A 21374-nucleotide genomic window follows, 5' to 3' on the forward strand; every position below is an offset into this window, starting at 1 on the left:
AGATATGCAAGAGAAAAATAAAAAACACGAAGAATATCAGTATCTTGATTTAATGGAAGACATTTTAGAAAATGGTGTTAAGCAGGTGGATAAGGGTACTGGCGCTGTAACGCATAGTGTTTTTGGAAGACAAATTCGCTTTGATCTTTCTCAAGGATTCCCTCTTCTTACAACAAAAGAGGTTTTCTGGAAAGGTGTACTCTTTGAGCTCCATTGGTTTCTTTCGGGACAATCGAATATTCGTTATCTTGTAGAGAATAATGTGGGAATTTGGAATGATTATCCATACAAAATATATCTGGAGAAACAATCAAAGAGAAAGAATCTTTTGAAACTTACTAAAAAGGCATTTATAGAAAAAATAAAAACTGATAAACGATTTGCGGATACATATGGAGAGCTCCCAAAAATCTACGGAGAATTATGGAGGCGATGGCCAGCAAAAAATGGGCGAACGGTAGACCAAGTTCGTTGGATTGTGGAAGAGATGAAAAAGGATCCTGATTGTCATAATACTTTGGTAAATTCTTGGAATCCAGAATATCTTTATGATATGGCAATGCCAAAGGAGGCTTGTCGCTTTCCAATTTGCCATAATATGTTTCAGGTAAATGTTAAGAATAAAAAACTTTCTCTTCAGCTCTACCAAAGAAGTGCCGATATATTTTTAGGTGTTCCTTTTAATATAGCGAGCTATGCACTTTTGGCTCATATTTTAGCAAAAGTTACTGGTAATGAAGTTGGAGAATTTATTCATACTTTTGGAGATGTTCATATATACGCTAACCATATGGATCAGGTAAAAGAACAATTGAAGCGAAAGCCTTTCCCTTTCCCAAAAATTTCTCTAGATGATGTTGTACGAGATATTGATGACTTTCTTCCTCAATATGCTCATCTTGAAGGGTACATTGCTCACAAGGCAATTCGTGCCGAACTTTCTCCAGCAGGAGGCGTTTCTACGAAAGACTTCAAAAAAAATTGGAAAAAATATACAAAATAATCTTTCGTGACATTGCTACATTTTTTGCTTTACGAAGTAGTATTTTTAAAAAAAGACACTCAAAATTTGAGTGTCTTAAAGAGAGATTTGGATAGAACTTTAGACTTTCTTCTATCGCATTATTATTTGGGGGGAATTATTTGGTTGAGGACCGCTATAATAGGTCGCGCATTTTCTCTCACAAACCTCGAGATTTCTCTTGAGGCTGATTGAGAAATATCTTTCCCGAATGCATTTGATTGTTCGTATTCATTACGTTTTTCTTTCCAGAAACGAAGAGTTTGAATCCCCATTCCAGAATTACCTTTTATAAAGATAGTTTCGGGAGTGGGAATTTTTTCTAATTCTATACCTTTTGGTTGGAATACGTTTTTATTTTGCTCTACGTCGATGAGGAAGCCTTGGAGAACTTTTAAGTTTTTTATGGTTTGATGGAACTGCCCATAATTAACTTCTTCGAGTTCGAGAATGAGGTTTTTAATTTTTCTATCTTGCCAAAAATGTAAGGCAGTGAAGAAAAGAAGAATCCCATCAAAAGGATTCATTCGTAAGACTTGAGAAAGATCCTCTTGGAGTTTTCGAAGCCTTCCTTTTTCGGAAACACATTTTTTGAGAGGTTTTTTATAAAGGGAGCGCATCCATTTTTTGCAAGTACTCATTTTTTTTACCTATGTGCTTTGCTTTGGAGATATAAGAAATTATTTTTATAATTTCTTATGAACTTTGAACGTGAAAAAAAAGAACTTCGCTAAGAAGAATTCTTTTGGTAAAGAAATCCTTTCTTAACGTTTCAACTTATAACATAAAGATAATTATTTGTGAAGCTTTTTTGTAAAAATATGTCAGGAGTAGGGTGTGTTTAGAATAATGAGATATTGACAATAGTATAAAATAATGGTAATTTTTGAACGTCTTATTGGATAGTCCATAAGATAGTGAGAAAGGACAGAAAAATGAAAAAAATAGTAGCAGAATGTGCAGAAATTCCAGATGAATACTTTCATGAAAAAGGTGACTCTGGAAAATGTCACTCCATTCCAAACGATGGATTTGGATTGGAAGAAGAGAATTTCTTTTTTAATGAAAATAAAAAAAAAGCCTTCCCGATTATGGATCCTTGGATGTTCCTTCCTCAAGAAGAAAAAGAAAATGAGGAACAAAAGAAATATCCGAGAAAAATGATTCTGGGAATTGTGGGTATCATTCTTTTTTGTGTGGGCATTCTACTTTTTTCAAGAGTGCTCGGTGTTGATGGAGTAGATATTCCTGACACACTAACACAAGAAGAGCGGGAGCTGGTACAACCAATAATGGAGGAAGAAGATTATCTCGAAGATCCAAATCTTCCTTTACCAGAACCCTGTGTCTATGGAGATTGGGAAAATAAATTGATGTGCCCATCTCCAGAGAGGAATCAATTCCTCGAAGAATTTGAGGAAAAATCATACAAGATTCCCTCCCGTCCGGTTATTCGGAGGGTGTAAAACAATTTTTTTGTATAGAAATATGACTTATATAAGGCTTTTTCTGTACGAATTTTCATAGAAAGCACTTTTGTTGTTATTACACATAAGTGCTTTTTTCTTTTCGTATTACCTTATTGAAGATATAATACATAAAGAAGAAATTAAACAATTACTATTTCAATAAAAATTGACACATATGGCAAAATCAAAACTTGTTTTTTTGGATACGGAAACAACGGGACTAGGATTGAATGATAGACTTTTTCAAGTAGCTTATAAATATAATGGTGAAGTATTCAATTCATTTTTTAAACCACCAGTTCCTATCTCGATAGATTCTATGGTGATATCACATATTACAAATGAAATGGTTGAAAAAGAAAAAACTTTTTTGGATTCAGAAATGAAAACATCAATACAAACACTTCTTGAAGAAAATATTTTAGTTGCTCATAATGCTTCATTTGATATAAAGATGCTTGAAAAAGAGGGTATAAAAATAAATCAATATATAGATACGTATAAAGTTTCTTACTATTTGGATTTTCAAGGGGAAATTCCGAAGCATAGCCTTCAATATTTGCGATATTATCATAACTTGAATATTTTCGATGTTATCGCACACGATGCTTTGGGGGATGTTATGGTTTTAGAAAAACTTTTTGATTTTTATTATTCTTCTTTACTCAGAGAGAAAAAAGAGGAATCTCTCGTTTTTAAAGAAATGATGGATATTTCTTCTCGAGCTCTTCTTATGAAAAAATTTACATTTGGTAAATATAATGGAAGAGAGGTATCTGAGATTGCCAAAGAAGATCGTAATTATTTACGTTGGCTTTTAAATGCAAAAATAATGCAGAGAGAAAATGATGAAGAAGATGATGAGAATTGGATTTATACATTGGATTATTATACACAAGAAGAAAAATAATTTTTAAGAAAGTTGAGTAATAACTTCTTTAAAATATATTTTTTAACCCATTACATGAGTAGAGAAATTTCTCGTTTGACATTCTCTATAAAGAGAGTATATTTTCTCGACTATACGACAAGGGTCTTATAGTGAGTTCTTCTCGAAAATGTTTACATTATTGTATTTTTTGAAACTTTTCTAAGCTCTGTATAGAGGCTTAAAAAGAATGAAAATTATATAATAATTTTTTCTTAACCAACTTTACAAGGTGAGGGGAGGTTGAAAATGAAAAATGAACATAGTCTTGTTGTTGCAGAAATGATTAGGGGATGGGTTGTGTATGAGGGAGAATATTACAGATTTATTCCCAATGCATTCGCCTCAAACGTGAAATTTTGTCTTTTGGGAAATGATATTCCCGAGGAGGCTCATCTTTGTTGGTATGAAGCTGAAAAGCTAAAATATATCCACGAAGAATGGCTTCAGACATGCGGTTATTTTTCTTATCGAAAGAAAGATCATAAAACGATTCACTGCAGGACATGCTGTCAATAATACAATACATAAGAATTTAGTATTGAAGAATACTTTTTTCTTAAAAAGATGCGTTTTAGGCACTTAGTTATTTGAAAAAATAATTCAAGTGCCTTTTTGATTATTGACAAGAAAAAAAGTATGAAGTAGATTTTTTTCGTTATGTGAATATGCATAATAAACAGTAAAAAGTTTTTTCTCAGGTAAGCTTTTTAGGCTATAAGAGGTTCAAATGAAAGCACTATTGGGTAAAAATAATGGTGTTCAGACTCATGTTATTTTCCATTTGGGGATTGATGTTGAAAGAGAAACTATGGAATTGGAAGATCTTCTCAATCAAATTTCACAGAAAGAAAGAGAAATATCTCCTCAATGCAATGTTTTGGCTCATGCTGCACATCTCGCTGTTTCAGGTTCTTTTATACAGGTTGAATCCAACTATGCATGGAAAAAACATACTTTTCACTATAAGTATATTTGGATCATTTCTATTTTTTGGCGGGGATGTAGGGTGGGTAACTGGGTAATTGATCATCACCCTCATTTCAGAAAAATAGAAATGCGAGAAATGGCCATGGAAGTCCGTAGACTGCTTTTCTGTTGGAAGATGGAATGGATTCCAAATAATCACCTCAATGGAATTGAGCATGACAATCTCTTTATCTTGGAGGGAGAAAGTAATCTTTCTTCTTGAGAGTGAGGATTGTTGAGAGTTACAGTGCACCCGTTGATTATATATAATATAATCCGGGTGTTTTTCTTTTTAAAAACTCTTAGAATATCTATTATTTTTTTGAAAATGAAAAAACCCTCAATGCGAGATTGTATTTGGCTCCCGAAGAAAATATATCGGAAAAATATTTTTTCCCTGTAAATCCAGGTGGGTGCCATTTTTTTCAACAATCTTTTCTGAAGGTTTCTTCTTCTCAAGTCTAACACAATGTGATACTGTTTGTATAGGTTTAAATTAAAAAGATAATATACAAGGTTTTATGTTTCTTCCCATTCTCACTTCTCTTATTTTCGGTGCACTTTTGGGCTTGGAAAGAGCTATAGCTGATAAAGGTGCAGGGATGCGAACGTATTCTTTGGTAAGCATGGGCTCTGCTTTATTTATTCTTATTTCAGAAGAAGTGATTGAAAAATATACGTTATCAGGAAATGTTGATTTTGATCCTTTGCGTATGGGAGCCGCAATCGTAACAGGAATTGGTTTTGTTGGTGCAGGACTCTTTATTTTTCGTGAAAACAAAGTTCGCAATATTACTACGGCTGCAGGATTATGGGTGAGTTCGGGAATAGGAATCGCTTGTGGTTATGGAATGTATGAGCTCGCCGCTCTGGTAACGGGATGTACTTTGTTTGTTTTTACCATACTTTGGTTTTTGGAAAAAAAAATTACAAAAGTATCAGACCGAATACTACATTAATTTTGAATTATGAAACTATTTCATCTTGATCAGTCTGCGGTGGCTGAAGAAGTTTCTCATGGGGAAATTGCCATCATTCCTTGTGATACGATATATGGAATAGTGACTTCAGTATTTTTTCCTCATAGCGTAGAACGATTGTACAAAATTCGTTCACGAGATTTTCAAAAACCTTGCATTGTTCTTTTGGCTGAAAGAGGAGATATAAAAGAATTTATTTCCGAAGAAACAGAAAGGGTATATGCAGAATTATTTTCAATGATTTGGCCTGGTCCTGTAAGTATAATTGTCCCTGTTGTGGAAAAAAAGTGGAACCACCTACATAGAGGAAAGGAAACATTAGCATTTCGTGTTCCTGATGATGAAAATTTGAGAAATTTTTTGAAACGATCTGGGCCAGTAATTGCTCCAAGTGCAAATAAAGAAGGAGAAAATACCGCAAGAACGATTCAAGAGGCTTTTGTTACTTTTGGAGAAAATGTTCCTTTCTATGTGGATGGGGGCTTACTTTCAGGAAAGTCGTCCACATTGATTTCTCTTTCATCTGAAGGTATACTAGTTTTACGTGAAGGTGTGCTTGCAGTTGAAGATATTCGTCGTATAACAAAAAATATTTTCCCTGTATCCTTATAAAATAGAAGATAATTAAAAAATATACAGGTATGATAACATCCGAAATATTTTCTCTTGCTGTAGAGCTGGGTATTCATAATGATTTTCGTTCAAAGAAAACTATTAAAGAAAGACTTTCTCGACTTAAAAAAGAATACGAAGCATTATCTGAAAAAGACCGGAGATTTTTTGATAAAGATTCTTTAGAGAATCCATATACAGATTCGGGAATTCATTATATGAGGGAGAAGAAAAGGAAAGTGTCACGAGTTCTTGCAGGTATTGATATTGATGGAGCTGAAATTATTTTGGCAGATATTCTTTCAAAAAATACTCCTGAAAATCCAATAGATTTGATCATTTCACATCATCCGATCGGAAGAGCTCTTGCTGGTTTGGATAGCGTTATGGATTTGCAGGTGAATATCTTCGAACAATATGGTATCCCTGTTAATATTGCAGAAGGACTTATGCATAAACGCATTAGTGAAGTGAGTCGAGGAATTCATCCCATCAATCACTTTCAAACTATTGATATGGCACGTTTGCTTCAGAAAGATCTTATTAATGTACACACACCTTCCGATAATATGGTAGCGACTTTTCTTAAAAATTTTATCGAGAAAAGAAATCCAAGATATGTAGGGGATATAGTAGACGCCTTTATGGATATTCCAGAATATCAAGAAGCAAGGAAACAGGGCGTTGCCCCTAAAATATTTGCGGGAAGGAAGGAAAATCGCGTGGGAAAGATTGCTATAACGGAAATTACAGGAGGAACCGAAGGAAGTCCAGAAATGTATCGTCACATAGCAAATGCGGGGATTGGTACGATTATTGCGATGCATCAAAGTGAAAGACATAGAAAAGAAGCTGAAAAATCACATATAAATGTTATTGTTGCTGGACATATGTCCTCAGACTCTATTGGAATGAATTTATTTTTGGATGAGCTGGAAAGACGGGGGATAGAAATTGTTCCTTGTTCAGGTCTTATTCGTTATTCTCGAAAATAAAAAAATATGGGGGTATATTTTGACAAACTTTTAAAAACCAATTCTCCTTCACCTAATAGTCAATCGCAAGATCCGGGTGCAAAAGCTCGATTAAATCGGATTATAAATGAGATGGAAAGGGGTCTTCGCTTCATTGAAACATTTGATGAATCAAGAGTGGTTACTTTTTATGGATCTGCTCGAGCAACTTCTCATGATTCTTGGTATCATCAGGCGTATAGTTTATCAAAGAAACTTGCTTTTGATGATAATCCAATCGCTGTCTGTACAGGTGGTGGTCCTGGAATAATGGAGGCTGGAAATAAAGGTGCATTTGATGCTGGAGGATATTCCATAGGCTTAGGCATAGAACTTCCAAATCTTTCGGAAGATCCTAATCAATATACAACACATCGAATGAACTTTTATTATTTTTTTGCAAGAAAAATGGTTCTTGTTCATATTGCACAAGCTCACATTTTCTTTCCTGGAGGAGTGGGAACTATGGATGAATTTTTTGAATTAGTGACGCTTATTGCTACAAAAAAAATCACGAATCATCCCATAATAGTTTTGGTCGGAGTAGATTTTTGGAAAGGTCTTTTGGACTGGATGAAACAAGTTGTTTATGCGAAATATCATGCTGTTTCGGAAGATTTATTTGACAAATTTTACATTACGGACAATATGGAGGAAGCATACAAACTTCTCGATACTATCCCATCCCGAATAGAAATAGCTGATGATGTATAAAAAGGATAAGAATGAAAAATAAATAATAAGAAATTTATGATACATTTTCTTGAAACTCAATTTTCTTTTTTCCCTTGGAATTCAGTTTATGGTGGTAATACCTTTTCTGAATATGTAGAATTTTTTCTTTTTTTTCTCTTCCTTTTGTTTTTTTGTGTAATCGGACAAAAGATTTTACTTTTTTTCTTTCAAAAATTAGCCCAAAAAACAAAAACAGGAATAGACGACGCGATCGTTCGAATTATAGAAATGGTGCGTCCTCCTTTTTCGGTTTTTTTAGCTTTTTATATAGCTATTGATTCTTTGGAAATTACAGGAATTTTTTCCAAAATTATTGATGCTGTGATGATTATTTGGGTGACATGGCAAATTATTTCTGCCATTCAAATTACTTTTGAATACGCTCTTAATTGGAACTCCGATTTTTTGAGGGATAAAGGACGAAAAAATGTTATTCTTTTATTTGTGAATATTGGCAAGGGAATATTATGGGCAGTTGGTTTTCTTGTTGTTTTGTCTAATCTCGGAGTCAATATAAGTTCTCTTATTGCAGGACTTGGAGTGAGTGGAATTGTTATAGCATTTGCTTTGCAAAGTGTGTTGCAAGACCTTTCTAGCTCACTTTCTATTTATTTTGATAGACCTTTTGAGCCAGGTGATTTTGTTGTTGTGGGAGGGTCCTATACGGGAACTGTCCAGCATATAGGAATAAAATCAACGAGAATAAAATCTATACAAGGAGAAGAAATTGTTATTTCGAATAAGGAACTTACTTCGTCGGTTATTCAGAATTATAAAAAAATGGAACGAAGAAGAGTTGTATTAACTTTTGGTTTGTCTCATGATACAGAAACGGAGAAAATGAAAACCATTCCTTCTCTTTTTGAAGAGATCTTTTTATCTCTCGATAGGGCCACTTTAGATCGTGTTCATTTTAAAAGTTTTGATGAAAATGCACTTCTTTTTGAGGTGGTATATTTTATCGAAAGCAGAGAATATCCACTCTATATGGATATTCGTCAGGAAATAAATTATCGTTTGAAAGAAATCTTTTCTGAGAAAGATATTTCTTTTATACTTCCTTCACAAAAAATATTTCTTAAGCACGAGGATTCCTAGAAATAAAGAATGTCTTTCCTAGTAGAGGAGATATTTGTAAAATTTAGCTGGTAAAAGTAAAAAATAAACTCTTCTTTTTTAGAAGAGTTGTTTTTTTTGAGGACTATTGTCAATCTTTGTTTTCTCTGTTATTTCGAAATTTCTCCTGCACATTGATCAAAATTTGACGGATACATTTAGATATTTTTTGCAAATTTTTACAATTTTCGTAAAAATTTTGTTATGAAAGGAAGGCGCTATAGTAGCCTCATGATCGGTGGATAACTTTTTATTTGCATAAGTGTGGTTTTGTGGAGTACAATGGTTGCAAGTGGTAAAAAGTGGGGAAATTATAATAGATACTCTATGTTTATAGGTGAATACTCACACACCATTGATACAAAAAATAGACTGGCGTTTCCTTCGCGCTTAAGGGGCGAGCTTGGAAGTCGTGCAGTGCTTACTCGCGGTTTAGATAAATGTCTCTTTGTATATCCATTGATAGTATGGGAGAAAATAGCGAAAAGTATGGGATCTTTCCCCATAGGAGATCCTGAAACGAGAAGTTTTGTTCGATTGTTTCTTGCGGGTGCAGCTGATGTGGAGGTTGATGGACAAGGAAGAATTCTTCTTCCTGAATATCTCAGGCGGTATGCTGAATTGGAAAGAAATGTTACCGTGACTGGCTTGTATGATCGTGTAGAAATTTGGGATGAAAAAAGATGGAATACTTATCGAGAAGATGCAGAAAAGAATACTGATGGAATAGCGAAAAAATTAGGAGAATTAGGCTTGTACTGAAAAGGGTCAGAGATTATGGAATGATATGAAAGAGCGAATACATATACCGGTTCTTTGGAAAGAAGTTTTGGAAAAAGTTTCTCCCCAAGTAGGGAATGTTGTTGTTGATGCAACGCTCGGCTCAGGTGGATATACTCGATCTCTCTCTCAATATATTGGTTCTGAGGGTATTCTCATTTCCTTTGATAGGGATAAAAAAGCAATTGATGATTTTAAGAAATCTTTGGATCTCCAAATATTTCCTGAAATGATTCATCGAATAGAGGGGGATAATATGTTTCTTATTCATGCGAATTATTCAGATATTGAAAAAGAGCTTAAAGAAAGAAATATCCAAAAAGTTGATAGTATCGTTGCTGATTTAGGAATTTCTTCCGATCAACTTCTTGATAAAGAAAAAGGATTAAGCTTTCTCGCAGACACTCCTTTGGATATGAGACTTGATATTCAAGAAGAGGTGGAAACTGCTTTTGATATTATTAATTCATGGGGAGGGGATGAATTAATTCGAATTTTTCAAGTAAATGCTCAAGAAAAATTTTCTAGAAAGATTGTTGAAAAAATTATTGAAAGAAGAAAAAGAGGTTTTATTGCAACAACGAAAGACCTTTCTGAATTGATTGAATCGGCTGTTCCTAAAGGATTTTATAGAATTCATCCTGCTACAAAAGTTTTTCAAGCATTACGCATGGAAGTGAATAAGGAAGAGTATCATTTAAAAGTATTTTTGGAGAAAGCCATAAAAATCCTTCGACCAGGAGGAAGGCTGGCAATAGTGAGTTTTCATTCAGGAGAAGATAGGTTGGTAAAGGAAAGTTTTCGGGTAAATGCGAGGGGATGTATTTGCCCGCCAACATTTCCTTTGTGCCGATGTTATCAAAAGGCAAGAATAAAACAGATACATAGAAAGCCCATCTGCCCAAGTGAAGAAGAATTGAAAAGAAATCCAAGATCTCGAAGTGCAAAACTTCGTGTTATTGAGAAGATAGAAGAATAAAATGTGTAAACAAGATCAAGATGAAAATAAAAGATGAGACAAAAATAATTCCTGAAAAGAAAAGAAAACATTTTTTTCTTCGAGGTTTTTTGATTTCTGGTGTTATTTTTCTTGTATTCTCTGCAATGTTTCATATTATGGCAATTAATGCACTTGCCACAAAGGGATACGAAATGCGTTCCATTGAAAGTAGACTAGAGGAGATTTCTGAGAAACATAAACAAGTACATGTGCAAGAAGCTCAATTAACTTCTTTGTACCGAATTCGTCGCATTGGGGAGCGCCTCGAGCTTGCTTATTCAGATATTTCCCCAGAGACTGTTTATGGTGTAGAAAGCTTTGCGTTTAAAAGCTTATCTTTTTACAATACTCAATAGAATTATTTTTTGATAATTCTCCTGAAAAAGCTTGATTTGATTGATTTTTGGCTTATGGCTTTATTCACAAAGAATGATTCTCATGAAAAAAAAGTTCGTAATACTGAAACATGGCGAATGAATCTTCTTGCATTTTCTTTTTTACTGTTTTTTTTGGTTATTGTGTTTCGTCTGTACGTTCTTCAGATAAAAGACGCTTCTTTTTATGCGGAACTTGCAAAAAATCAACACGCTGTGAGTTCGGATCTTCTTCCGAAAAGAGGAGAAATTTTTCTTCGTGAAAAAGATCAGCTTTATCCTTTGGCAGTGAATCGAGTATATTTTACGGTGTATGCTGTACCTAAGGAAGTAAAAAATGTAGAAGAAACAACTCGTTTTTTAGGGGAAGTTTTTGGGCAGGACAAAAATGATTTTAAAAAATTTTTTGAAAATGAAAATGATCCTTTTGAAGTTATAGAAAAAAAAGTTAGTGAAGAAATATCAACAAAAATTAAAGAAAGTAAGCTCCCAGGTCTTTACACGGTAAATAAACTTTTTCGTTATTATCCTGGAGAAGAGTTAGCTGCTCAAACGGTAGGTTTTGTTAGTGGAGAAGATTCTTCTGTTTCTGGAAAATATGGGATAGAAGCTTTTTTGGAAGAGGAATTAAGGGGGAGCGTAGGATCTATTCGACAAGAAAGAGATTCTCGAGGACGTTGGATTTCTATAGCGGATCGCGAATATTCTCCCGCAGTACATGGTTCAGATATCGTGCTTTCTCTAGATGCTGGTGTTCAATATCATATTGAAAGAGTTCTCCGAGAGCGTGTTCTCAAGCACGAAGCTGATGGTGCTAGTGCTATTGTTTTAGAAGCAGGTACGGGAAAAATTCTTGCTATGGCTAATGTGCCAACTTTTGATCCTAATGTTTTTTCTGATATAAAAGACCTATCATCTTTTATGAATACCTGCGTTTCAAATGCTTATGAATCAGGAAGTGTTTTTAAACCCCTTACTTTAGCTATGGGTATTGATGCTGGAAAAATTACTTCTCAAACAACGTATACAGATACGGGAGCTGTTACGGAAGCGGGATATACTATAAAAAATTCGGATGAGAAATCTTACGGAAATCAAACCATGAAAGAGGTATTGGAAAAATCTTTGAATACAGGTACTATATTTGTTCAAAAACAATTAGGAAATGTTTTATTTCGTGACTATGTGAAACGCTTTGGTTTTGGAGAAAAAACAGGAATTTGGCTTCCAACGGAATCAAAGGGAAGTATAATGAATTTGGAAAATACAAAAAGTACTATCAATTTTTACACGGCGTCATTCGGACAAGGTATTTCTATGACTTTGCTTCAGTTAGCTTTGGCATATGATGTTATTGCTAATGGTGGTATCTTAATGAAACCTCAAATCGTAGATCATTCTATTCAATCTGATGGAACGAATGTTCCTTATCAACCTGAAGAAGTTCGACGGGTAATCTCTGAGGGAGCTGCTAAAGAAGTAAGAGAAATGCTCTATTCTGTAGTAAAAAATGGACATGGAAAAAAAGCTGATGTTCCTGGCTATCGAGTTGGAGGAAAAACAGGAACGGCGCAAGTTGCAAAAAGTGATGCGAGGGGTTATTCAGAGGATGAAACCATTGGTTCCTTTGCGGGCTTAGCTCCCATAGAAGATCCACGATTTGTCGTTGTGGTAAAGATACGAAATCCAAAAGATGTTATTTGGGCTGAATCAAGCGCTGGACCAGCATTCAAAGAAATTATGCAATTTCTCTTAGAATATTATAATGTGGAACCTACAGAAATTTTGGAAAATAATAAAGAATGAAAATTGTATGAAAAGAAGAATTCTTTTTTGTATATTAAAATATTTAGCAAAAATAATTATTTGGCGTTACCGACCAGTGATAATTGGAATTACAGGGTCAATAGGAAAAACAACAACAAAAGATGCTGTTGCTTATGTCCTTTCTGATAAATATCGAATTGGAGCGACACGGAAAAATTTCAACAATGAAATCGGGCTTCCTTTGACAGTACTGGGAGAGAAAACAACCCCAGGAAAAACTTTTGTTGGTTGGTGGGGAGTTTTTTTTCGAGCCCTTTTACACATATTCTATAGCCAAAAATATCCAGAAGTACTCGTTCTTGAAATGGGTATTGATCGTCCTGGGGATATGAAATACCTTCTTTCTATTGTTCGTCCAACTATAGGAATTGTAACAGGTGCATCATCAACTCATTTGGAATTTTTTAAAACAATAGAAGCGATTGCTTGGGAAAAGGGTCTTTTGATACGATCTCTTTCAAAAAATGGAACAGCTCTTTTGAATACAGATAATATGTACTCTTGGTCAATGAGAAAAGATACGGCGTGTCGGACAATTCTTTATGGTTTTTCCAAAAAAGCTACTATACGAGCTTTTAATAAAGCACTTTTATTCGAAGGGGATCAAAAGGGTGTTACCTTTAAATTAGAATATAAAGAAAAAGTTATCCCTATACGATTAAAAAATGTAATCGGTATTCATCACATCGGAGCAATTCTTCCAGCAATAGCTATTGGAGAGCTTTTGGAAATGAATCTTCTTGAGATAGCTAAAAAATTAGAATCCTTCATTCCTCCACCAGGAAGATTTCGTTTGATAAAAGGAAAAAATAATTCATTTCTTATTGATGACACCTATAATGCTTCTCCAGCATCAACTCGCGCAGGAATTATTTCGTTGGGAGATTTTAAGAAAGAAGAAAAAATATTGGTTTTGGGAGATATGTTAGAGCTTGGAGAAGAAGAGAAAAATCTTCATAGCTCTTTATGTGAAGATATTCTTAAAATAAAACCGCATAAGATTATTCTTGTGGGAAAACGTATGAAAATACTTTTTGAGTCTTTGCAATGTTTTGATAAAGAAAAAGATATTTTTCATTGGGTGGAAACTCCTTATGAAGTTTCTGCTCTCATTGTGCCTTTCTTGCATGAAAATTCTCTTATTTTTATTAAAGGATCTCAAGCAATGCGTATGGAATTAGTCGTCGAAGAATTAATGGAAAATCCTCAAGATGCAAAAAAACTTTTATGTAGACAGAATAAAGAGTGGAAAGAAATCCCATTTTTAAAACCATAATAAAGAATTTTTTGTTTTTTCCTTTTTGTGGTGTACAATAAAAAGAGAAAAAATATAAATGCATAGTACTATTTTTTATGTTTGATGTTGTTGTTATTGGAGGTGGTCCTGCTGGAGTAGCTGCTGGAATATATTCGGCAAGGAAGCAAATGAATACTTTATTTCTTTCTGAGTCTATCGGGGGGCAATCCTCGGTGAGTGCGACTATAGAGAATTGGATAGGAGATATTTCCTTGAAAGGTTTTGAGTTTGCTCAAAAATTAGAATCTCATCTTCGTGCTCAAGAAAGTATCGATATTCGCCTTATGACGCGAGTAGAAAAAATAAAATCTTTTTCAAAAGGATTTTTAGTAACTACTCAGAAAGGGGACGTATTTGAAACACTTTCTGTTATTATCGCAACGGGAGGAAGTCACCGACATCTTAATGTTCCTGGAGAAGAAAAATTTATAGGAAAAGGTGTTGTTTTCTGCTCTACTTGTGATGCTCCTTTTTTTCGAAATAAAACTGTCGCTGTCGTGGGTGCTGGTAATAGTGGCTTGGAGGCATGTCAAGATCTTTTTCCCTATGCAAAAGAAATTTTTCTTCTCTCAAATACAGATCATTTGGGTGGAGACGTTGTAAATCAAGATGTTGTAATTGGAAATAATAAAGTTACTTTGGTGTATAATAGTGTAACAAAAGAGATTCTTGGGGATACAGTCGTGACGGGTATTCGGTATGAAGACACGGTGACGAATGAAGACAAAATACTTGACGTAGATGGTGTTTTTGTAGAAATCGGAATGGTTCCAAATTCTCTTTTTGTAAAGGATATGCTAGAGGTGAATTCGTACGGAGAAATAGTTATCGATCATCGTACTATGGCTACATCAGTTGAAGGAATCTTTGCAGCTGGAGATGTGACGGATATTATATATAGACAAAACAATATTGGGGCGGGTCAGGGGTCTATAGCTGCTTTATCAGCATATGATTGGACAAAGAAAAAGCAGAGATAAGTATTTTCGTTTTTCCTTCATAAAATGAAATAAAAAAACATGAAAAAAGAAGATAAAATTTTAAAGAGAAGGCCAGAATACCGGACAATTTTTATTGGTTCCGATCATGCTGGGTATGAGTACGCTCATCGTCTTATACAAGATCTTAAGAAAAAAGGATATCAAGTTATTGATTGTATTGTTGGGGAGAAGTCAAAAACTGATGATTATCCGGATAGGGTTTTTGATCTGTATAGAGCTATGGCGAGAGAAAATTTTTCAGGTGAAGGTATTTTATTTTGTTCAAGTGGTGAAGGGGTATGTATAAGTGCCAATAAATTACCAGGAATTCGTGCTGTGGAGGCTCGCGATAGCTTGGAGGCTCGAAAATCGAAAGAACATAATAATGCAAATGTTCTTTGTTTGGGAGCGAAAGAACTTTCTTATGAAGAATCTTTTGAATTAGCTATGGAGTGGCTTTTGGCAGTGTTTTCCGAAGAAACGAGACATGAGAGGCGCTGTGAAAAAATACAGAGGTTGGAATATGCTAGTTTTGTTTATAAAAGTCGACAGATGCCAAAGCAACATATTATTCCTGCCATTCTTTCTTCTCGATACCATGAAATTTCTGAAAAATTACACACATTGTATGGTTTGGTACAGTGGGTACAAATAGATGTTATTGATGATTCTAATGTATCAGGAAGAACAGTACTTCCTTTTGAAATGAATCTTTTAGAATGGCCCTTTCTTTTCGAGGCTCATCTTATGGTGGCCAATCCTATGAAATACATAGATACTTGTAAACATGCAGGATTTTCTCGGATTATTTTTCATCATGAAGTAGAAGAGGATTCGGAGCTCATTATTAATGCTATCCATTCTGCTGGAATGGAAGTGGGAATTGCTATTAATCCCAAAACTCCTTTGGTAACATTAGAGCCTTTTATAAAGAAAATTGATCGCATTCTTCTCCTTGGTGTTCATCCTGGAAAATCAGGACAGATATTATTTCCTGAAACAAGAGAAAGAATAAAAATACTAAGAAAAAAAATATACAGAAATCCTTCACTTTTTGTGGATGGTGGTGTAAATGAAAAAAATATAATGTCTATCGTCAATGCTGGAGCTGATGGTGTTTGTGTTTCGAGTGCACTTTTTGAAGGAAGAAAAGATGCTGACATAGCAAAAAGACTACAATACTTGGAAAGTTTTTTTGAAAATAATGAAAATATATGAAAATACAAATGAAAAAGGCTTCCGTTCTTGCGTTCACCCTTATTATGATGGGAGTTCTCCTTTTGGCAGGACTTTCTCTCTCAGAGGCAACACTAAGAGATAGAAGAACGGCTTTGGATTCCGGTAATAGCTTGCAGGCACTTCAAATCGCTGAATCTGTGGGGAATACTGCTATAGAGAAATTAACAGCTAATACAAGTGATGTCGCAACAATAGAGACTGTTATAGAAAATGGAACATCCATTATTTGTTCTTCTGGTCCTTCTGGCGTAGGTACATACGATATTCTTTTTTATAAAATAAATGAGATACGGATGGAATGTGGTGAGGCTGCAGAGGATGTTGCAAAGATAAAAGTATATGGAAAATATCGAGGGACGGCTCGAGTTATAGATCGGGCAATTGCCAAATAACTGAAAGATAAAAATATGAAAAATAAAAGAAATAGAAAAGGTTCCATCCTTGCTTTTACTCTTATTATGCTAAGCATTCTTCTTCTTGCGGGAATTTCTCTTTCGGGAGTTGTTCTGACTGATAGAAAGATGGCTATAAACTCAGGAAAAAGTTTACAAGCACTTCAAACAACAGAGAGTGGAATTGCAAATGTTGTGGATATAATAAAGAGAAAAGAACAGACTAATAATTTAGAAGATACCATTGGGAATACTGTGGAGGATTGGGGAGGGACTTGCAGTAATGGAGTTATTGAGGGATTGATACCAGATTCTCAAATTTATTTTCGTAATGAGGCGGGAAATGACACGCTTGATTGTAGTGATCCTCTTCATAAAATAGGAAGTATTCGTTCTTATGGAAAAGAAGCTCAATCTGCTCGAGCAGTTGAAGTTAATATAAGAAAGTATGTATTTTTTTGTGGATATCATAAAATAAAGGATAGCGATGAAACTATTTATTATACTCAAAAAATAGGTGATCAGTGCTGGATGAAACAAAATCTTACTGTGGGAGAGCAGATCGATGGAAATGAATTACCAAATGGATCAGAAATAGAAAAATATTGTCCTGATGATGAGGAGGATAAATGTACACAATATGGTGCTTTGTATTCTTTTGGAGAAGCAAAAGAGGCTTGTCCTTCCGGCTGGCATCTTCCTACAGACGGTGAGTGGACTATTTTAGAAAAAAAAATGGGAAATTGTGGAGCTTCTAGGGATGATGGCTGGGACTGCGCACCTGCTGGAAAAGAATTTATAAATGAAAACAATGAGCCACGACAATTAATATTCCCTCTTTCTGGAAAAAGAAACACAAACACACCTCCTCGTTTTGAATCTCCAGGATTTGATGGTTATTATTGGACTGCTAATGATAGCGGTAATACAGCAACATACAGACAAATACAGGCAATTAGAGAAGATGTAAACAAAGCTAGTATGAACAAAAGTTCCGGATTAAGTGTTCGCTGTATAAAGAATTGACCTTGGGACTTTTTTGTTATAGACTAAGGAGGAAGACGGTAGTGCGTTGTCTGTGAGGTTTTTGTAAGAAATAGTTCCTCTTTATTTCTTACAAACGAAATCGATCGAAGTAGTATTACTTGTAAAAGTATAAAGAAAAGATCGGGCCCCGCGGATGACGTGGTATCGTTTTTTCTTTATAACAAAAGGAAAGAGAGGGCTTGCTTTTTATGAAATAATATGGTACTTTTCTGGTGTTTTCTTTTTTGAAAAAAGAATCTTATATGATACATGAAAGACAGAAAGAGGAGGAAGTTGACTCAGCAACCTATGGCGTTGGAAGTTTTCTTTTGGAAATTGTAAAGGTTTTTTTGCTTGCGGTAATTATTATTTTTCCCGTGAGAGTTTTTTTATTTCAACCTTTTTTTGTTCAAGGGGCAAGTATGGAACCCAATTTTTATGACGGAGAGTACCTTATCGTAAATGAATGGCGTTATAAGAAAACAACTATTGGTTTGAAAGAAAGTCCTATTTTTCAAGTAGAGCCTTCGAAAGAACTTTCTCGTGGAGATGTTGTTGTGTTTCGTTATCCCAAAAATCCCTCTCAATTTTTTGTAAAGCGCGTTATAGGACTTCCTGGTGAAAGGATTCATATTGAAAATAGTTTTATTATGATATTTAATTCTGAACATCCAGACGGAATGATTTTAGACGAAGAAGAATATCTTGAAAAAGCAGCAAAAGCAAAAGACTCCTCCTCTTTTACTCTCAAAGATGATGAATATTTTGTTATGGGAGATAATCGACAACATAGTCACGATTCAAGATCGTGGGGACCCCTTCAAAAAGAATTTGTTATTGGAAAGGTCGTTCTTCGAGCGTGGCCCATTGATCGTGTGAAGTCATTTTTTAAGTAGAGAATTTTTTTGGTTATAGAATAGTAACATTTTAATATGAGTATGCAATCTAAATCATCTTCAGAAAAAATAGGAAAGAAAAAAGCTTCTCTTCCTCTTAAAAAAGAAATGACAGAACGCGTTGTAAAAAGAAGGAATAATTCTTCAAAAAAAGTGAACACCTCAAGTCTTACAAAAACTGTTCGAGGTATGCGAGATATTTTGCCAGAAGAATATGTGTATTGGAATCATGTGTATCGTGCGCTTGAAAAAGTTGTTCGCGAACTTGGTTTTCGAAGAATTGAGCTTCCTGTGATTGAATTTTCTCAATTGTATAAAAGATCTCTCGGAGAGGGAACAGATGTTATTGAGAAAGAACTTTTTGAATTTATCACCAAAGGAGGGGATAAAGTAGCCCTTCGTCCTGAAATGACAGCTGGTTTAGTTCGTGCTTTTCTTCAGAATGGTATGCAAGTATGGCCAAAACCTATCAAGATGTACTCTTGCGGTTCTCTCTTTCGCTACGATCGCCCTCAGGCTGGAAGGTATCGAGAACATCGTCAGGCAAATTTTGATGTTTTTGGAGAAACAGATCCTATTATGGATGCTCAACTTATTCAAGCTGCGTATAGAACATTGACTTCACTTGGTTTGAAAAAAATTCGTTTTTTTGTAAATAGTCTTGGAAATGAAAGTGATAGAAAAACATACCAAAAGCTTCTCACAGTCCATTTTCGTTCACAGAAATCAGGACTTTGCTCTGATTGCTTGGAAAGATTGAAAAAAAATCCTTTGCGAATATTGGATTGCAAAGAGGAGGCGTGTCACCAAATAGTATTAGGAGCTCCTCAAATTATTGACCATCTTTCTTTAGAATCTCATAAACACTTCAAATTTGTTTTGGAATATCTTGATGAATTAGAAATTCCTTATGAAATAAATCCCTTTCTTGTTCGAGGTCTGGATTATTATAATGAAACAGTATTTGAAGTATATTGTGAACAAGAAGAGGGAAAAGCATCTCTTTCTCTTGGAGGGGGAGGACGTTATGATCTACTTGTTTCACGAATTGGAGGAGGAGAAGGTGTTCCAGCGATAGGTTTTGGTTTGGGTCTGGATAGAATCATTCTAGAAATGCGAAGACAAGGAACAAAAATTTATCAAGAACCAAAACCAAAAGTTTTTCTTGCTCAACTTGGTGAGATGGCAAAGAAAAAGAGCTTGAAACTTTTTGAATATTTGGAAAAAAATGGGATCCTTCTTGCTGAAAGTTTTGGTCGTGGAAGTCTGAAGGCGCAATTACGACAAGCTTCCAAAATAAATGCAGAAATCACTCTTATTTTGGGGCAAAAAGAAGTTCTTGACCAAACACTTATTGTAAAGGATATGCGTACTGGATCTCAAGAAACAGTTCCTCAGGAAAAAGTTGTTGATTTTTTGAAAAAGTTTTTGAAAAAAACTTCTAAATAGAAAGTATGGCAATAGCATCTCATCCAGATTGTCTTTTTTGTAAATTTGTAAATTCTCAAGAATCGTGTTATAAAATTTGGGAAAATGATGATCACTTTGCATTTCTTTCAATTTTTCCCAACACAGAAGGTGTTTGTGTAGTTATCCCCAAAAAACATCTAACAAGTTATATTTTCGATGCATCAGATGAAGAAATATCTTCTCTTATGAAAGCATCTAAATTTGTAGCAAAGGCTCTTGATAAAACATTTTCTGATGTGGGAAGAACGGGTGTTATATGTGAAGGTTTTGGAATAGATCATCTTCATGTTAAACTTTTTCCTATGCATGGTACGGGAAATATGGAAAAATGGCACCCTATTGAAAATAATCGAGAGGAGTATTATACTACTTATCCTGGATTCCTTTCTTCGCATGATGCAAAACGAGCTGAAAATGCGTTTCTGAAAGATGTGGCGAAGAAAATCCAAGGAACTCTTACTGGAATAAATGAATTATGATTAAAGAAATGTTGATAGAATCGAGAAAGGAGGTTTTAGTATGACTGAAGTAAAACGAAAAGATCGCGAGACTATTGAAAGCTTATTGAGACGATTTAGTAGAAAAGTTCAACAAAGTCGTATTCTTCGTATTGCACGAAGAAAAAACGATCGCGAACAGGTTGTTTCCAAAACGAGAAAACGTGAACGTGCTCTCTATAATATTTCTATTCGAAAAGAGATCGATCGATCCAAAAAAATGGGTCGTTTTGATGAGAAAGAATTGCGCGAAATTAAGAAGCGTATGGGAAATCGTTAAAAATTATGACACTTCGTGATTCTTTGCGAAAAAACATGATAGAAGCAATGCGCTCGGGAGATACATTCTCCCGAGATGTTTTGCGTATGATTGAAGGATCTATTCGAAATAAAGAGATTGAATTTCGTGGTCTAAAAAAAGAACTATCAGAGGAGGATATTTTGAATATTTTAGCTACACAAATAAAACAACGGCGAGAGAGTGCTCGGCAGTATGAAGAGGGTGGGCGTACGGATTTAGTTCAAAAGGAAAAACAAGAAATATCTGTTCTTGAAAAGTTTCTTCCAGAAAAAATCTCATCTGATCAATTGAAAAAAATTGTTCAGAAAATTATTACTCTTACAAAAGCAAAAGATATTTCTGATATAGGAAAAGTTATAGGAGCTTCGATTGTTGAAGCAAAGAAAATAGGGTTTGTCGAAGGAAATGAGGTTCGAGAGATTGCAAATGATCTTCTTATGGGAAAAAAATAA

At 34.6% G+C, this 21374-nt stretch carries 25 protein-coding genes; 24 read left to right on the top strand and 1 reads right to left on the bottom strand.

The genetic code is table 11. The features are described 5' to 3' along the window. Window positions 1-4 precede the first annotated feature (4 nt). Complete coding sequence (locus IPN70_04215) at window positions 5-1003, top strand: thymidylate synthase (protein ID QQS61061.1); 999 nt, start codon at window positions 5-7, stop codon at window positions 1001-1003. Window positions 1004-1125: 122 nt separating this feature from the next. Here IPN70_04215 and IPN70_04220 read toward each other — a convergent pair whose 3' ends face one another. Then, the gene (locus IPN70_04220) at window positions 1126-1662 is read right to left on the bottom strand and encodes a hypothetical protein (GenBank protein QQS61062.1); all 537 of its coding nucleotides are present in this window, start codon (window positions 1660-1662) and stop codon (window positions 1126-1128) included. Window positions 1663-1956: 294 nt separating this feature from the next. On the opposite strand from IPN70_04220, the gene IPN70_04225 reads away from it, so the two are divergent. From IPN70_04225 to IPN70_04335, 23 genes are all read left to right on the top strand, one after another. Beyond that, window positions 1957-2487, top strand: a complete 531-nt coding sequence (locus tag IPN70_04225) for a hypothetical protein (protein QQS61063.1) — start codon at window positions 1957-1959, stop codon at window positions 2485-2487. Between the two features lie 178 nt (window positions 2488-2665). Then, on the top strand, window positions 2666-3400 hold the full coding sequence (locus IPN70_04230) for a 3'-5' exonuclease (GenBank protein ID QQS61064.1): 735 nt from the start codon (window positions 2666-2668) through the stop codon (window positions 3398-3400). 267 nt (window positions 3401-3667) lie between these two features. Beyond that, window positions 3668-3937 carry a hypothetical protein gene (locus IPN70_04235; GenBank protein QQS61065.1) on the top strand — a complete coding sequence of 90 codons (270 nt, stop codon included), beginning with the start codon at window positions 3668-3670 and terminating at the stop codon, window positions 3935-3937. Window positions 3938-4148: 211 nt separating this feature from the next. After that, the gene (locus tag IPN70_04240) at window positions 4149-4610 is read left to right on the top strand and encodes a hypothetical protein (GenBank protein QQS61066.1); all 462 of its coding nucleotides are present in this window, start codon (window positions 4149-4151) and stop codon (window positions 4608-4610) included. 298 nt (window positions 4611-4908) lie between these two features. Beyond that, window positions 4909-5346: an MgtC/SapB family protein gene (locus IPN70_04245; GenBank protein ID QQS61067.1), complete on the top strand. Its 438-nt coding sequence runs from the start codon at window positions 4909-4911 to the stop codon at window positions 5344-5346. A gap of 9 nt (window positions 5347-5355) precedes the next feature. Beyond that, window positions 5356-5979, top strand: a complete 624-nt coding sequence (locus IPN70_04250; GenBank protein QQS61068.1) for a threonylcarbamoyl-AMP synthase — start codon at window positions 5356-5358, stop codon at window positions 5977-5979. Between the two features lie 29 nt (window positions 5980-6008). After that, window positions 6009-6974, top strand: a complete 966-nt coding sequence (locus IPN70_04255) for an NGG1p interacting factor NIF3 (GenBank protein QQS61069.1) — start codon at window positions 6009-6011, stop codon at window positions 6972-6974. Between the two features lie 6 nt (window positions 6975-6980). After that, window positions 6981-7706: a TIGR00730 family Rossman fold protein gene (locus tag IPN70_04260; GenBank protein ID QQS61070.1), complete on the top strand. Its 726-nt coding sequence runs from the start codon at window positions 6981-6983 to the stop codon at window positions 7704-7706. A gap of 36 nt (window positions 7707-7742) precedes the next feature. Then, window positions 7743-8825, top strand: coding sequence for a mechanosensitive ion channel family protein (locus tag IPN70_04265; GenBank protein QQS61071.1), 1083 nt, complete (start codon window positions 7743-7745; stop codon window positions 8823-8825). Between the two features lie 345 nt (window positions 8826-9170). Further along, on the top strand, window positions 9171-9605 hold the full coding sequence (mraZ, locus tag IPN70_04270; GenBank protein QQS61072.1) for a division/cell wall cluster transcriptional repressor MraZ: 435 nt from the start codon (window positions 9171-9173) through the stop codon (window positions 9603-9605). 25 nt (window positions 9606-9630) lie between these two features. Continuing rightward, complete coding sequence (gene rsmH / locus IPN70_04275; protein ID QQS61073.1) at window positions 9631-10602, top strand: 16S rRNA (cytosine(1402)-N(4))-methyltransferase RsmH; 972 nt, start codon at window positions 9631-9633, stop codon at window positions 10600-10602. Between the two features lie 20 nt (window positions 10603-10622). Then, window positions 10623-10979 (top strand): hypothetical protein, encoded by a 357-nt coding sequence (locus IPN70_04280; GenBank protein ID QQS61074.1) that lies wholly within the window; start codon window positions 10623-10625, stop codon window positions 10977-10979. A 54-nt stretch (window positions 10980-11033) separates the two neighbouring features. Further along, window positions 11034-12803 carry a penicillin-binding protein 2 gene (locus IPN70_04285; protein ID QQS61075.1) on the top strand — a complete coding sequence of 590 codons (1770 nt, stop codon included), beginning with the start codon at window positions 11034-11036 and terminating at the stop codon, window positions 12801-12803. 7 nt (window positions 12804-12810) lie between these two features. Beyond that, window positions 12811-14100 (top strand): hypothetical protein, encoded by a 1290-nt coding sequence (locus tag IPN70_04290; protein QQS61076.1) that lies wholly within the window; start codon window positions 12811-12813, stop codon window positions 14098-14100. Window positions 14101-14177: 77 nt separating this feature from the next. Further along, a complete protein-coding gene (locus IPN70_04295) occupies window positions 14178-15101 on the top strand; it encodes an FAD-dependent oxidoreductase (GenBank protein ID QQS61077.1) in 924 nt (307 codons plus the stop codon). A 39-nt stretch (window positions 15102-15140) separates the two neighbouring features. Next, window positions 15141-16319 (top strand): RpiB/LacA/LacB family sugar-phosphate isomerase, encoded by a 1179-nt coding sequence (locus IPN70_04300; protein QQS61078.1) that lies wholly within the window; start codon window positions 15141-15143, stop codon window positions 16317-16319. Continuing rightward, window positions 16316-16732: a hypothetical protein gene (locus IPN70_04305; GenBank protein QQS61079.1), complete on the top strand. Its 417-nt coding sequence runs from the start codon at window positions 16316-16318 to the stop codon at window positions 16730-16732. The genes IPN70_04300 and IPN70_04305 overlap by 4 nt, the downstream gene beginning before the upstream one ends. A 15-nt stretch (window positions 16733-16747) precedes the next feature. After that, entirely contained in the window at window positions 16748-17758 is a 1011-nt protein-coding gene (locus IPN70_04310) for a hypothetical protein (GenBank protein ID QQS61080.1), read from the top strand. Between the two features lie 263 nt (window positions 17759-18021). Continuing rightward, the gene (gene lepB / locus IPN70_04315; GenBank protein QQS61081.1) at window positions 18022-18654 is read left to right on the top strand and encodes a signal peptidase I; all 633 of its coding nucleotides are present in this window, start codon (window positions 18022-18024) and stop codon (window positions 18652-18654) included. A gap of 36 nt (window positions 18655-18690) precedes the next feature. Beyond that, window positions 18691-20103: a histidine--tRNA ligase gene (locus tag IPN70_04320; GenBank protein ID QQS61082.1), complete on the top strand. Its 1413-nt coding sequence runs from the start codon at window positions 18691-18693 to the stop codon at window positions 20101-20103. A gap of 5 nt (window positions 20104-20108) precedes the next feature. After that, complete coding sequence (locus IPN70_04325) at window positions 20109-20603, top strand: HIT family protein (GenBank protein QQS61083.1); 495 nt, start codon at window positions 20109-20111, stop codon at window positions 20601-20603. A 40-nt stretch (window positions 20604-20643) separates the two neighbouring features. After that, window positions 20644-20901, top strand: a complete 258-nt coding sequence (locus IPN70_04330; GenBank protein QQS61084.1) for a 30S ribosomal protein S21 — start codon at window positions 20644-20646, stop codon at window positions 20899-20901. A gap of 5 nt (window positions 20902-20906) precedes the next feature. Continuing rightward, window positions 20907-21374: a GatB/YqeY domain-containing protein gene (locus IPN70_04335; protein ID QQS61085.1), complete on the top strand. Its 468-nt coding sequence runs from the start codon at window positions 20907-20909 to the stop codon at window positions 21372-21374.

The sequence above is a fragment of the Candidatus Moraniibacteriota bacterium genome (genome assembly GCA_016699795.1).
GTDB lineage: Bacteria > Patescibacteriota > Minisyncoccia > Moranbacterales.

Coding starts and splice junctions, on each gene's coding strand:
- IPN70_04215 (QQS61061.1), top strand. CDS start 5: ATGCAAGAGAAAAATAAAAAACACGAAGAATATCAGTATCTTGATTTA.
- lepB (QQS61081.1), top strand. CDS start 18,022: ATGATACATGAAAGACAGAAAGAGGAGGAAGTTGACTCAGCAACCTAT.
- IPN70_04285 (QQS61075.1), top strand. CDS start 11,034: ATGGCTTTATTCACAAAGAATGATTCTCATGAAAAAAAAGTTCGTAAT.
- IPN70_04250 (QQS61068.1), top strand. CDS start 5,356: ATGAAACTATTTCATCTTGATCAGTCTGCGGTGGCTGAAGAAGTTTCT.
- mraZ (QQS61072.1), top strand. CDS start 9,171: ATGTTTATAGGTGAATACTCACACACCATTGATACAAAAAATAGACTG.
- IPN70_04230 (QQS61064.1), top strand. CDS start 2,666: ATGGCAAAATCAAAACTTGTTTTTTTGGATACGGAAACAACGGGACTA.
- IPN70_04310 (QQS61080.1), top strand. CDS start 16,748: ATGAAAAATAAAAGAAATAGAAAAGGTTCCATCCTTGCTTTTACTCTT.
- IPN70_04320 (QQS61082.1), top strand. CDS start 18,691: ATGAGTATGCAATCTAAATCATCTTCAGAAAAAATAGGAAAGAAAAAA.
- IPN70_04300 (QQS61078.1), top strand. CDS start 15,141: ATGAAAAAAGAAGATAAAATTTTAAAGAGAAGGCCAGAATACCGGACA.
- IPN70_04330 (QQS61084.1), top strand. CDS start 20,644: ATGACTGAAGTAAAACGAAAAGATCGCGAGACTATTGAAAGCTTATTG.
- IPN70_04305 (QQS61079.1), top strand. CDS start 16,316: ATGAAAATACAAATGAAAAAGGCTTCCGTTCTTGCGTTCACCCTTATT.
- IPN70_04325 (QQS61083.1), top strand. CDS start 20,109: ATGGCAATAGCATCTCATCCAGATTGTCTTTTTTGTAAATTTGTAAAT.
- IPN70_04335 (QQS61085.1), top strand. CDS start 20,907: ATGACACTTCGTGATTCTTTGCGAAAAAACATGATAGAAGCAATGCGC.
- IPN70_04225 (QQS61063.1), top strand. CDS start 1,957: ATGAAAAAAATAGTAGCAGAATGTGCAGAAATTCCAGATGAATACTTT.
- IPN70_04220 (QQS61062.1), bottom strand. CDS start 1,662: ATGAGTACTTGCAAAAAATGGATGCGCTCCCTTTATAAAAAACCTCTC.
- IPN70_04235 (QQS61065.1), top strand. CDS start 3,668: ATGAAAAATGAACATAGTCTTGTTGTTGCAGAAATGATTAGGGGATGG.
- IPN70_04280 (QQS61074.1), top strand. CDS start 10,623: ATGAAAATAAAAGATGAGACAAAAATAATTCCTGAAAAGAAAAGAAAA.
- IPN70_04255 (QQS61069.1), top strand. CDS start 6,009: ATGATAACATCCGAAATATTTTCTCTTGCTGTAGAGCTGGGTATTCAT.
- IPN70_04245 (QQS61067.1), top strand. CDS start 4,909: ATGTTTCTTCCCATTCTCACTTCTCTTATTTTCGGTGCACTTTTGGGC.
- IPN70_04290 (QQS61076.1), top strand. CDS start 12,811: ATGAAAAGAAGAATTCTTTTTTGTATATTAAAATATTTAGCAAAAATA.
- IPN70_04260 (QQS61070.1), top strand. CDS start 6,981: ATGGGGGTATATTTTGACAAACTTTTAAAAACCAATTCTCCTTCACCT.
- IPN70_04240 (QQS61066.1), top strand. CDS start 4,149: ATGAAAGCACTATTGGGTAAAAATAATGGTGTTCAGACTCATGTTATT.
- IPN70_04295 (QQS61077.1), top strand. CDS start 14,178: ATGTTTGATGTTGTTGTTATTGGAGGTGGTCCTGCTGGAGTAGCTGCT.
- rsmH (QQS61073.1), top strand. CDS start 9,631: ATGAAAGAGCGAATACATATACCGGTTCTTTGGAAAGAAGTTTTGGAA.
- IPN70_04265 (QQS61071.1), top strand. CDS start 7,743: ATGATACATTTTCTTGAAACTCAATTTTCTTTTTTCCCTTGGAATTCA.